The organism is Arenibacter sp. P308M17 (assembly GCF_003426735.1).
Taxonomy (GTDB): domain Bacteria; phylum Bacteroidota; class Bacteroidia; order Flavobacteriales; family Flavobacteriaceae; genus Arenibacter.
The window spans coordinates 66,153-79,338 of the sequence record NZ_QVON01000005.1 but is presented as its reverse complement, the minus strand read 5'-3'; the positions used below and the strand labels follow the sequence as shown (position 1 = coordinate 79,338).

Here is a 13,186-nt window from a genome sequence, read left to right as displayed (position 1 = left end):
AAAAATCTACACTTCCACAACGAGACTACATTATTTTTTCAGCGGATTGCATATTAACCAAACGCATATCAATACCCCTCTCGAGAGGGGTTAGGGGTGCGCTTTCCCTGGCCTTCCAATTATTCCACTATTGTCCCAACCATTAAACATCCATTAATCGCCCTATTCCTTTTCATCAACACTGCTAAACTCCCCATCTTCCTGGATTACCAATATTTTACCAGTAAATGGACTCTTTACCCATATATTATATCCAAAGCGGTGCTTTTCCAAACTTGGCTTTATGGTCTTGCCTAAAATTTCCCTAGGCACTTCCACCAATTTTTCAGCATCTTTTTTTCCTTGAAGGACTCCCCTATAAAGCGAATACAAATAAAATTTTATATAGTCGTCCTGAGGAATGGAAAAACTATCCTTTTCCCCCACCTCCTTGGCAGAAAAATACACATAGCCCCAATGCTCCGGCTCGTGCATATTTATAACTCCCTGAGGTGACCAGACCCAATTGTATTCCGGCATAAACTTTCCGCTATCGTCTTTCTTCCTGGAATACCTTCCCTGCGCTAAATCGAATTTCCAATTAACCCTGGAAAAGTTGATTCTCCAAAATTCGTTCTCGGGCACATGGCCCCCGCGGCTTGCTTCGGTGACCACCTTCCATGGTATGGCCACTTCTACCGTCCATCCCATGTCCGTATCCGAGGAATCATTTAAGGTACCATCAATACTTACTGCCGATTTCACCCCCTGAATATCCCAACTATCCACCACCTTGCCATTATTCCTGTACGGTTTGGTCAGAAACAGGTCCCACAGGGTATTAAGGGCATTCATTTCATATTCATAATAGTTATGGGTATCCCCGTCCGGATCTATAAAAATCTCAAAATCATTGTTATAAAAAATAACCGTGTCCCTTTGTTTTAAAGTAGCCCATACATGGGGCTCCTCTATTTCCGTCAAAACATATAGGTACTCATTGTCCCACAACATTTTCATTCTGGTCCTGTAATCCGGTACCTTTTTGCCCTCGATATCGATATAATCCTGCGACCAAGGTGCTTTTTGCCATGAAGTATCATCCCCTTGCCCATCAATAATCAGTTTCTCTGTTGCCTTGTACGCAATATAGTTCCTTGGCTCCAATTCTTGCCCGTTTACGGTGGCAATACCAAAGCACAAAAGCAAAAGTACCAATGAGCAGATGCTGGTTTGGCTGAAAAAAGTAGTCTTCATATATAGATTTTAATGGTTTCTATTTAACAAGCAAAATGGTGTTGAAAAACACGGTTTACAAACTATTCTCCTTTGTGAACCTTACAATTTCCGATAGGCGTCCAAATGCCAAACCGGTAACCGTATCCGCAGCACCATAATAAATGGCTACCTTGTCCTCCTCTATAGAATGTAGCGCGGCACAAGGGAACACCACATTTGGCACATCGCCCATACATTCATAAGTGGTCTGCGGAGATAATAAATAGGGCTTGGTCCTGTACAATACCTTATCTGGCCTTTCCTTGTCCAGGATAGCCGCACCCATGGAATATCTAAATCCGTTGCAGGTATTTATAACCCCATGGTAAAAGGTTAGCCAACCCTCATCGGTCAGTATGGGAATAGGTCCTGCCCCAATTTTTGTACACTGCCATGCACTGTCCACAAATGGGGTTACCTTCATAACACAGCGATGCTCTCCCCAATATTTCATATCGGGACTATAACTAATGTAAATATCTCCAAAGGGGGTATGGCCATTATCACTAGGTCTGCTCAACATGGCATATTTACCATCAATTTTCTCCGGAAATAATACGCCATTCCTATTGAAGGGCAAAAAGGCATTTTCACATTGAAAAAATTCCTTGAAATCGAAGGTATAGCCTATCCCAATGGTAGGTCCGTTATAGCCATTGCACCAGGTAATCCAATACCTATCCTCAATAAAGACCACTCTCGGATCGTACTTATAGTCGGATTCGATCATTTCTGTATTCCCTGCTTGAAACTGAATGGGCTCATGGTTTATATCCCAATCTATCCCGTTCTTACTAAAACCGGCAAAAATATTCATCTGCACCGCTTTGTTATCGCACCGGAATACCCCGGCGTACCCATCTTGGAAGCGCACTACGGCACTATTAAAAATACTATTGGAGGATGGTATGGCATCTCTTTTTACCACTGGGTTCTCCGTATATCGCCAAACTACATCCTTACTATGGGCAGGCCTTTCTTGCCATGGAATATTGCTCACTTTATTCTAAAATTATAATTAAACTTATTTATCTCTAAATTAAACCATGAATTGATTTAAACTTTTAAACCGGCTAAAACTATTTTAGTTAGGTATTTTCCTCACCTTATCCAGCCATGTAAATTTCAGGATGGCAGAGGTAACACCAAAAACAATCAATGCCATGATCGCCTTTGGGTAATCCCTGATCATAAAGTAAATAGGGAGCACGATCATGCTGGACTGCCATAGGATCCCAATGACACAGTTCATCATATCCCACCAAAACCCATTATTTTTTTCAAAGGTGGGGTCTTCCGCTTTCAATGCCCTATAAATTGGGCCCCACCAACCCCAGGGTTTCACATTTTTATAGAAGGACATTAAAACTTCCCTATTGGTAGCGGGGCTGAAATAGGTTCCCAAAATCGACCCTAATAGGGAAACCCCAAAAATGATCGGAAAAAGATAAATGGCGTGCACATGGGAAAGATCGTACCATAAACTACCCTCCACAAAATTACCCTTGTTGTTATCCAGTACAAATTGCAGGGACGCAATAATCAAACCGGACAGCATACCCCAAAAATAACCCCAGCCATTGAATCGCCACCAGATCCATTTTAAAAAATTGGCCGCAACATAGCCACCAAAAAGGGCACTTGTTATCCACAAGGTAAGGGAATTGATGGAATCTGCGAAAAACCCCATAAAAACACCTAAAATCACCACCAAAAAAGACGCTATATGGCTTACCTTAATATAATGCCTATGCGATGCTTCCGGCCTAAAATATTTTTTATAGATATCATTGACCAAATAGGCGGGACCGGCATTGACAAAGGCAGAGAATGTGGACATAAACGCTGCGAGCAGTCCTGCCAACAACAGGCCTTTAATTCCTACGGGCACATGAAAGTTGATTACCTTGGGCAGCAGCACCTCCAATTCCGCTCCACTAAGGCCGGGATTGGCTATCATTTCAGGTGTGAGCACTACCAGGGCTATGACCACAATCCCGGATATAAGCAAATACCTGGGGATAAACAGCACCAAATTGGTAAATCCGCTCATATATGCAGCATCTTTGACCGTCCTGGTAGACAATATTCTCTGCAGGTCATAACTAGGGGTGGGTCCTGCTATACTGGCAAAGAAACCTTTAAAAAGTGTCATCCCAATCAAGGCCCCGAACATTTTATAGCCCTCGGAATCTATCAAATTATTAAATGCCTGAAACTCCTTGTCCCAATGGGTCCCCAACTCCCATCCAAAGAATACATTTTTCCATTCGGTGCTTATAACAGTGTTGATCTCCACATCGGAGAAAGCAAAAAAAGCATAGCCCGCTACAAGTACACCGGCAATAACCATAATAATATATTGCAGTACCTCCGTGGCTACCACCGAGAACATCCCTCCCTTGACCGTATAGATCGTGGTCAAAAATATAATGATCATGGCATAGGCCTGTTCGGAGTTCAGTAAAACCATTTCCCCCATATGCAGGGACATATCCCATGGAAGGATAATGGTCAGAAATTTACCTACACCCTCAAAGAAATAGGCAATAAAGCCTACTGCGGCAACAATGGCAAATACGGCCACTATACTATGGGATGCCCTCCCTGCCCTATCGTCGCCAAAGCGGGTAAGTATCCATTCCGATCCGGTCATAATATTGGACCGCCTTATCCAAACGGCCAAAAACATCATCACAAAAATCTGGTTCCAAATGGGCCATAGCCACATGAACATAAAACTCTTTACACCATATAAAAATAGAATCCCTACCATCCAGGCAGTACCGGAGACATCGAACATTCCGGACCCATTGCTCAGCCCCAAATAATACCACTTTATGTTGTTCCCCCCTAAAAAGTAAGACTTTAACCCTTGGGAGGCCTTTTTTGAAACCCAGATACCTACAAAGAGGGTCAACACAATATAAACAAATATAATGGTGACATCGATTACGTTCATTCAAATTATTTTTTAGCGTTGAAACAAAAAGTACATCAACTTCTGATTTTTTTTATTTGTAAAGGTTTAGTACATGACAAAAAATAATTTTTCGTCATCGCGAGGTACGAAGCGATCTGTCTCCCATTGGGCAGATTGCTTCACTATGCTCGCAATGACGCATTTTTATGCTCTAATGGGTTTTGTCATGTACTGTTGTGCAAAGGTTAAAAATATACTACAGCCCTGTGTTTTTTCACTCCCATGGACAACAACTCTTATTTTTTTTATAAATTCCCCAAATTATCGACACTTTATAGTCGCGAATTCAAAAAATTAATAAGAGCTATTTTAAGTAAATTACGCTTAACTGAACTAAATATTTATTTTTTTTTCAGGAAGAAGAATAAAATTAGACCAACGACCAACCCGTAAAGCCAAACGCCAATTTTTAGAAATATAAGACTGTGATCAATGCTCATGCCCATCAAAAATCTAAATCATAAATTACTTGGTAAAAATAGTTCGGGTGATTTCAATATCAATTATAGGCACCACATCATTTTTTGGGCCGTATATATCCTATTCAATATTTTTCGCTGGGGAAACCTACATCAGGATTTTGCCTATTCCGTAAAGACCAATCTTTTGGGCTTTCCAATTCATATGGCTTTGGCCTATTTCAATATTTATTTTTTAATGCCCAAGTTTGTTTACACAAAACGATATTTTGCATACACTATTTTATTGTTGGCTTCTTTGTTCATAGGGCTTTTAGTGAAATTCAATCTCACATATTATTTGGTAAGTAACAACGTAATGCCGGAGGCAGGTGATGTTGAGACACTTACCCTGAACTACGCCATAGTGACCATGTTGGGGGAACTATATGTAATGTCGTTCGTTACGGCAATCAAAATAACGGTCGACTGGCTAAATGAGAACAGCAAATTGCATGAACTGGAAAAAAGACAATTGACCACGGAATTAAAATTCCTAAGATCCCAGGTTTCCCCACATTTCTTCTTTAACACGCTTAACAATATTTATTCCCTAACTTTAGAAAAATCGGAAAAAGCACCCCAGCTTGTTCTGAGGTTATCAGAATTAATGCGTTATTTGCTATATGCAACGGACAAACCTTACCAAGAATTGACCAAAGAAATAGAATGTATCCAAAACTATATCGATTTGGAACGTATCCGATTCGATAATTCCTTAAAAATTGATATGAACGTTTCTGGCAATATTGAAGGAAAAGGTATTGCGCCCATGCTGCTAATGCCCTTTATAGAGAACAGCTTTAAACATGGCGCCAGTAAAAATATTGGCAGCATGTACATCAAAATAAATTTGGAAGTAGTGGACGACATCCTAAATTTTGAAATCAGCAATACTATTCCCCAAAATAAACCGCGCAACTCCATAAACCCAGAAGTTGGTGGAATTGGACTTTCCAATGTTAAAAAACGTTTGGAACTAGGTTACGAACCCGAAGATTACCACCTGTCCATCTTTGAAAAGGACAAAATGTTTAACGTTATTCTTAAATTAAAAGTGTAATGAGTTTTAAGGTAATAATTATAGATGATGAGCCATTGGCAATCAATATATTAATAAACTATGTAGATCAGATCAAGGAACTGGAACTCGTACAGACCTTCACCAATGCCATTGACGCTTCTACTTTTTTACAAAGAAATGAAGTAGATATTGTATTCCTGGATATCAATATGCCCATTATGAACGGCCTTGACCTCCTGGGAAGTGTAAATTCAAAGGCCATGGTGGTTATGACAACGGCCCACGAAGATTATGCCCTAAAAAGTTTTGAGCTGGAGGCCATAGACTACTTAGTGAAGCCCATACCCTTCCATAGATTTTTAAAGACGGTCAATAGAATTATTAATTTAAAGGGGGGCGGTACCAAAAACGAAGTGCAGACCACCAATGACAATCCCAGTATTTTTGTAAAGGTAGATAAGAAAAAGTTGCAAAAAATTTATTTGGACGACATTATTGTCATTGAAAGTCTAAAGGATTACATCAGGATAAAGACCAAGGCCGATAAACATATCATTCATAAAACCTTGAGTAGTTTTACCGAAGAACTCCCTGCGGATAAATTTATCAGAATCCATAGGTCGTACACTATTGCCATTAACAAGATCAATGCCATTGAAGGCAATAGTGTGGAAGTACAAGGGATTAGATATACCATTGGGCGCAGCTATCTCAACGAAGTAAAAAGTAAAATTCTTGATGGCGATTTGGAATAAACCGCTCCTATGCACCAAAAGTAGACTACCGGCATGGTTGGCAGGCCTGCCCGACTTCGTTCAGGCGGGGTTTTTGGAAAGGAATGGATGATTAGTTGTCCGTAAGCGGTATGCCATAAGCCATAAGCCATAAGCAAAAAAATCGATTCCCACTGTCACTGCTAATTTTGGACTCCCATTGTTAAAAGTCCATTGTTAATTGTTAATTGTACCTGCCTTTGCCGTCCTTTAGGCAGGCCTGCCCAACTTCGTTCAGGTAGGGTTTTAACTCCTACCGAAACCAATAAACTGTACTAATTACACTTTTTTTCTTTTTTTCGCTGCATTTATCTATTTGGAATTGTCATTTGTCGAAATTTAATGTTAAATTATTGTAAACCAACTATCTTAGAAGTGAACTAGTTTAAACCAGTTCAGTGTTAATTTACCCAAAGCCAAATGTTAGCCCAACCCATAAGAAAATTTCTTACCCCATCCCGAACCGGGTTATATTCGTTTCTTACATGTATTCCACTATTATTTACCCTTAGCTGTAACCAAGGAGCGCAAAGTACTGTAACGACGGCCAACAAAGAGGGTAATGGAAAAATCCCGGCAAAAATAGACTTTACATTTCACGTAAAACCAATCCTATCGGACCGTTGTTTCAAATGCCATGGTCCGGATAAAAATGCCATAGAGGGCGGTCTATCCTTAAACACCGCCCAAGACGCCTATCTGGCCCTGGGAAAAATGAAGGACCATTATGCCATTGTTCCCGGCGACGTTGAAAATAGTGAACTGGTGAAGCGGATATACACTGAGGACGAATCCTTAATGATGCCACCCCCGGAATCCAATCTTACCCTCACTAAATACGAAAAGGATATTCTGAAGAAGTGGATAGAACAAGGGGCCGAATACAAAGAACATTGGGCATTTATTGCTCCAGTGAAGCCCAGCGTACCAAAAACCAAAAACTCTACATGGGCCCAAAATGAAATTGATCGGTTTGTATTATACCAACTGGAACAAAACGACCTGGAACCCAATGAAAAGGCTACCAAAGAAAAATTACTGAGAAGAGTGTTCTTTGACCTGACCGGGCTACCACCCAGCGTGGAACAGATCAACAATTTCGTTAATAACGACTCCCCTACCGCCTATGAAAAAATTATAGATTCATTGTTAAATACAGTTGATTATGCAGAGCACATGTCCGCCGAATGGATGGATATTGCGCGATATGCGGATACCCATGGATACCAAGATGATTTTGAACGAATCATGTGGCCTTGGCGAGATTGGGTGATTCACGCCTTTAAAGAGAACATGTCCTATGATAGGTTTGTAACTTATCAGTTGGCTGGAGATCTCATGCCAAATGCCAATGCGGAACAGATTCTTGCCACAGGCTTTAACAGGAACCATAAAATAACCTTTGAGGGCGGGGTTATACCCGAAGAATATCGCATTGAGTATGTTGAGGACAGGGCGGTAACCTTTGGAACTGCTTTTCTGGGACTAACCTTTGAATGTGCCCGCTGCCACGACCACAAATATGACCCTATAAGTCAAAAAAACCATTTTGAATTGTTCAGTTTCTTCAACAATATTGATGAATTGGGGCTGACACCCGGGGGAGCGGGAAAAATTCCAAAACCGTATATGACCATTACCGAAAAGGAAAAAAATGGCATATTGAGCTTTGTTCAGCTCCAAAAATCCCCCATGAAGGAGGTTCCTGTCATGGTCATGAACGAAATGGAGGAAATTAGGCCTTCCTATATCCTGAACAGGGGGGTTTACGACCAACCCACCACTCAGGTGTACCCCAATACCCCCGAATCCATTCTTCCCTTTCCTGAAGAATATCCAAAAAACCGTTTGGGATTGGCAAAATGGCTCTTCCATGAAGACAATCCATTGACTGCCAGGGTTACCGTAAATAGATTTTGGCAACGTATGTTCGGTACGGGCCTAGTAGCTTCTTCCTTCGATTTTGGCAATCAAGGCTCATTGCCGACGCACCCAGAGTTGCTGGACTTCCTTGCCATCAAATTAAAGGAGGAAGGTTGGGATTCAAGAAAGATGTTAAAATATATGGCGCTTTCCGCTACTTATCAACAAAGTACCAAAGTATCCAAGGAATTACAGGAATTGGATCCAGAAAACCGCCTTTTGGCCCGTGCCCCAAGATTAAGGCTAACGGCAGAATTAATCAGGGACCAGGCCTTGAAGATCAGTGGATTGCTCAACAAAGAAGTGGGCGGCCCCAGTGTTAAGCCCTATCAGCCCGTAGGAATATGGGAGGCTACTACAGGAGGTGGTGGAGGAAGTACGGCCACCTACATTACCAGTACCGGGAAAGACCTATATAGAAAAAGTTTATATACCTTTTGGAAAAGAACCGTTCCACCTCCAAGCATGATGACTTTTGATGCGGCATCGAGGGATCTATGTACGGTAAAACGGCAAGAGACAAATACGCCCTTACAGGCCTTGGTTTTGTTAAACGACCCTCAGATCATAGAGGCATCGAGGCTCATTGCCAAAAATGCCATGGACCGCAAGGTAGGGGTAAAAGATCAGATAATGTACATTTTCCAACTGGCAACATCCAGAAATCCGGATGGGGAAGAATTGTCCATGTTGTACAATTATTACAATAACATGCTCCAAAAAGTGGAGGAAGAGGGCATTGACCCACAGGAGTACCTTTCCATTGGAGCTTTTGAAATAGACAGTACCTATTCCAAAAAACACTTGGCCGCATTGGCATTAACCGCACATACCATATTAAACTTGGATGAAACTATAAGCAGGGGTTGATCATGAGCGAAAAAAAAATTATAGAAGAACGATCCTTGATCCTAAACAGAAGGTCCTTTTTGGGCAAAACGGCCTTGGGCGTAGGCGGGGTAGCCTTGGCATCCCTTTTAGGGGCCAACCTATTTAGAAAGGATGAAAATGGCATACTCACCAAGGACGATGGATTGGAAGGGGTAAAGGGAATTCTTAATTCTTTGCACCACCCTGCCAAAATTAAAAGGGTAATATATCTGTTCCAAAGCGGGGGACCTTCCCAATTGGAACTTTTTGATTATAAACCTCTATTGAACAAAAGGCGTGGGGAAGATCTTCCAGAATCTATCAGAAACGGACAACGTCTTACCGGGATGACTTCCGGACAGGATAGGTTCCCCTTGGTCGGCTCCCTCCACAATTTTAGCCAACATGGCAAAAACGGCACCTACATAAGCGATATTCTGCCCTATACTGCCAAGATGGTAGATGAACTATGCATTATAAAATCGATGTACACGGAAGCCATCAATCATGATCCTGCAGTGACATTCTTCCAGACCGGTTCCCAACAACCGGGAAGGCCCAGTATTGGATCTTGGCTAAGTTATGGCCTGGGCAGTGAAAATGAAAACCTCCCGGCATTCACGGTCCTATTGTCGCGAGGTACCGGAAGACCCAACGGACAACCCTTGTACACTAGGTTATGGGGCAATGGATTTTTACATTCCCTACACCAAGGTGTTCAATTTAGGGCCGCCAAGGACCCCGTTCTGTATTTGAACGACCCTAAGGGAATTACCAAAGAGGTTAAACGCGAAATGCTGGACAATTTGGCCGCCTTGAACGACAAACACTATCAAAAATCCGGGGACCCGGAAATAAAAAGTAGGATTGCCCAATATGAAATGGCATATAGAATGCAAACCTCTGTACCCAATGTCATGGATACCGCCAATGAACCCGATTATATCTATGAAATGTACGGACCCGAGGCCAAGATTCCGGGAACCTACGCCGCAAATTGCCTTTTGGCCAGAAGATTGGCGGAACAGGACGTTCGTTTTATCCAATTGTACCATATGGGCTGGGACCAACACGACAATCTTCCCAACGCCATTGCCAAACAGGCAAAAGACGTAGATCAGGCCTCTGCCGCTTTAGTTGCCGATCTTAAACAACGGGGATTATTGGAAGATACCCTAGTAATTTGGGGAGGGGAATTTGGAAGGACCAATTATTCGCAAGGCCTTTTAACGGACACCAATTATGGCAGGGACCATCATCCACGTTCTTTTTCCATTTGGATGGCCGGTGGAGGTATTAAGCCCGGTATCGTCTATGGAGAAACGGATGACTTTGGATACAATATTGTAAAGGATCCGGTGCATGTACATGATTTTCAAGCTACAATGTTACATTTATTGGGCATAGACCATGAGAAATTAACTTATAAATACCAAGGAAGAAGGTTTAGATTAACAGATGTGGAAGGCCATATTGTAAAGGATATCCTAACCTAAGCCTATAAACCATAGTATGATACTTCAGATTATAAGCCTTGGTCGTCTGCATCCCCTATTGGTACATTTGCCCATTGGTATTCTTGTAGTGGCCTTTCTAATGGAACTCTACTTTAGAAAGAAAGATTCCGAAATGGTGAACCACATTATCACCTTTACCCTTGCCGTTGCTGCGGCAAGCACAGTGCTATCCGTGGCCAGTGGTTGGTTATTGGGCGAAGATGGAGGTTATGATGGGACCCTGTTGTTCAGACATCGTTGGTTGGCCGTTGCATTGGCCATAGGCAGTATCTTACTTTACATTATAAAAAAATATCAGAAGACCTGGTCCAAAAACATGTACCTACCCCTTTTTATTGCCGTAATGGGCCTTTTAGGCCTAACAGGGCATTATGGGGGAAGTATGACCCATGGAGAGGACTACCTCTATAATAATGGAACGACCGAAAAGGTGGTGATAACGAACGTTGACAAAGCCTTGGTATTCAACGATATTATCATGCCAATTCTGGATAATAAATGTACAGGCTGTCACAATCCCAACAAGGTTAAGGGAGGTCTGATCATGACCAACAGAGAACAGCTCCTTAAAGGGGGGGAATCCGGCAGCTTGTTGATTGCGGAAAAGGGAGAAGCCCCAAGGTTGGTACACCATATTAAACTACCCATGGAAGACGAGGACCATATGCCCCCTAAGGGCAAGCTTCAACTGACCGATCAGGAAATTCAATTATTGGAATGGTGGATAGGCCATGATAACTGCTTTGATTGTTTGGCCGGGACTTTGGATAAGACCGAAAGGATAAGTGATATCCTATATTCATTGGAAAAGGACACTTCCACCAGGGCCCTTATTGCCGAAAAAGTATCCATGGTTCCCGAAAATTGGTTGGCCTCCATCAACATCAACAACCCTATAATCACAAAATTGGCAGAAAAAAATCCCCTCTTGATAGTAAATTTGTCCGGCAACAAAAGTGTTGGAAAAAATGATCTGAAGGCATTAAAAAAATATGCAGGAAACATTGTTGAACTCAATTTGGGCAACACTAATTTCAATGACACTATTTCCTCATACCTAACCACCTTCAAGAACCTCACCAAACTGCAATTACAAAATACAAAGATCACTGATAAGTCCATAGAGGCTATAGGAGATTTGAAACACTTGGAGTCCCTAAACATATACGGTACCGATATTACTGATCAGGGTCTGGAAAAATTGACCTCCCTAAACGGTTTAAAAACCTTATATCCATGGAATTCCAAAATCTCTAAAGAAGCGTTGGATCGTTTCAGTAGTAAGAACAAGGATATTACGATAGTAAGTATCAACGAAAATATCTTTAGTCCGTCCAGCTTGGAGCCACCTACCATAATTGCAGCTACGGATTTCTTCAAGGATTCAATTAAAGTGACCCTAGACTATTTTTATAAGGGAGTAGACCTATACTACACCTTGAACGGTTCGGAACCGGACAGCACGTCAACTAAATACAAGGACCCCATTGTACTTACCAATTCTACCCAGCTCAAGGCCGTTAGCCATAAACCGGGTTGGGAATTAAGCCCCGTAAAAACAGTGAGTTTTAAAAGATCGAATATTCTGCCCAAATCCATTACCCTTATCAATAAGCCCAGCGAAAAATACAAGGGAAATGGAGGAAATACCTTAATAGATCTGAAAAGAGGGACCAGCAATTTAGTAGACGGCAATTGGATAGGCTACGAAGGCAGTAGTTTTGCGGCCACCCTAAGGCTCCAAAAAGAAGAATTGATATCCAGCGTATCGGTAGGGGCATTTTCTTCCCCTGAGAAATGGATTTTTTACCCCATAGGCTTTAAGGTATGGGTCTCCCAGGATGGTAATAATTTTAAGCTTGTTCATACGGAGAAGGTACCACAGGAAAAATCCAACTCGGATACCAAATTCCAATTTTTCGACCTTAACATACCACCTACCAAATCCAAATTCGTAAAAGTGGAAGTAATAAGTCAGCTCAAGAATCCTTCCTGGCACCCCAATCCGGGAGGTAAAAGTTGGTTGTTTTTGGACGAGATAGTCCTAAACTAAATAGACTACCATGCCACGAAATTAAAAGCCTGCCTACCGACAGGGATTCTGGAATGGAATTGGATAAGCAAGCAGTGGTCAGTAGACACTAAAAACTGTTTACTGAACACGGTTTACCACCCACTGCTTTTTGCAAACCGTGGACCCCCAAAGTCTTTGGAAACAAATCCCAATAACCATCGGAAGCAGGCCTACCGGCCGGCAAAGGCAGGCCCGTCCGAACGGCACCGGACAGGGTTTTAACCTTTAACTGATAATAAACCAAGTCAAGTCCATCACTTTTTACCATGGCCAACTACAATAGTCGGAAATTTATATCCTTATATTT

At 41.9% G+C, this 13,186-nt stretch carries 8 protein-coding genes; 5 read left to right on the top strand and 3 right to left on the bottom strand.

All coding sequences use genetic code 11. The features are described 5' to 3' along the window. Positions 1-162: 162 nt before the first annotated feature. The 3 genes from D0S24_RS13130 to D0S24_RS13120 form a co-directional block, all read right to left on the bottom strand. The gene (locus D0S24_RS13130; RefSeq protein WP_117020335.1) at positions 163-1,236 is read right to left on the bottom strand and encodes a carbohydrate-binding family 9-like protein; all 1,074 of its coding nucleotides are present in this window, start codon (positions 1,234-1,236) and stop codon (positions 163-165) included. A gap of 55 nt (positions 1,237-1,291) precedes the next feature. Further along, positions 1,292-2,257 carry a glycoside hydrolase family 130 protein gene (locus D0S24_RS13125; RefSeq protein WP_117020334.1) on the bottom strand — a complete coding sequence of 322 codons (966 nt, stop codon included), beginning with the start codon at positions 2,255-2,257 and terminating at the stop codon, positions 1,292-1,294. 84 nt (positions 2,258-2,341) lie between these two features. Beyond that, positions 2,342-4,219, bottom strand: coding sequence for a sodium:solute symporter family protein (locus D0S24_RS13120; RefSeq protein ID WP_117020333.1), 1,878 nt, complete (start codon positions 4,217-4,219; stop codon positions 2,342-2,344). A 459-nt stretch (positions 4,220-4,678) separates the two neighbouring features. Between D0S24_RS13120 and D0S24_RS13115 the strand changes: the two genes are divergently transcribed. From D0S24_RS13115 to D0S24_RS13095, 5 genes are all read left to right on the top strand, one after another. Continuing rightward, a complete protein-coding gene (locus D0S24_RS13115) occupies positions 4,679-5,761 on the top strand; it encodes a sensor histidine kinase (RefSeq protein ID WP_117020332.1) in 1,083 nt (360 codons plus the stop codon). Continuing rightward, on the top strand, positions 5,761-6,477 hold the full coding sequence (locus D0S24_RS13110; RefSeq protein WP_117020331.1) for a LytTR family DNA-binding domain-containing protein: 717 nt from the start codon (positions 5,761-5,763) through the stop codon (positions 6,475-6,477). Before D0S24_RS13115 ends, D0S24_RS13110 begins: the two co-directional genes overlap by 1 nt. Before the next feature lie 438 nt (positions 6,478-6,915). Continuing rightward, a complete protein-coding gene (locus D0S24_RS13105; protein WP_117020330.1) occupies positions 6,916-9,288 on the top strand; it encodes a PSD1 and planctomycete cytochrome C domain-containing protein in 2,373 nt (790 codons plus the stop codon). A gap of 2 nt (positions 9,289-9,290) precedes the next feature. After that, positions 9,291-10,784: a DUF1501 domain-containing protein gene (locus D0S24_RS13100; RefSeq protein ID WP_117020329.1), complete on the top strand. Its 1,494-nt coding sequence runs from the start codon at positions 9,291-9,293 to the stop codon at positions 10,782-10,784. Between the two features lie 16 nt (positions 10,785-10,800). Continuing rightward, positions 10,801-12,858 (top strand): FN3 associated domain-containing protein, encoded by a 2,058-nt coding sequence (locus D0S24_RS13095; RefSeq protein ID WP_117020328.1) that lies wholly within the window; start codon positions 10,801-10,803, stop codon positions 12,856-12,858. The last annotated feature ends 328 nt before the right edge of the window (positions 12,859-13,186 follow it).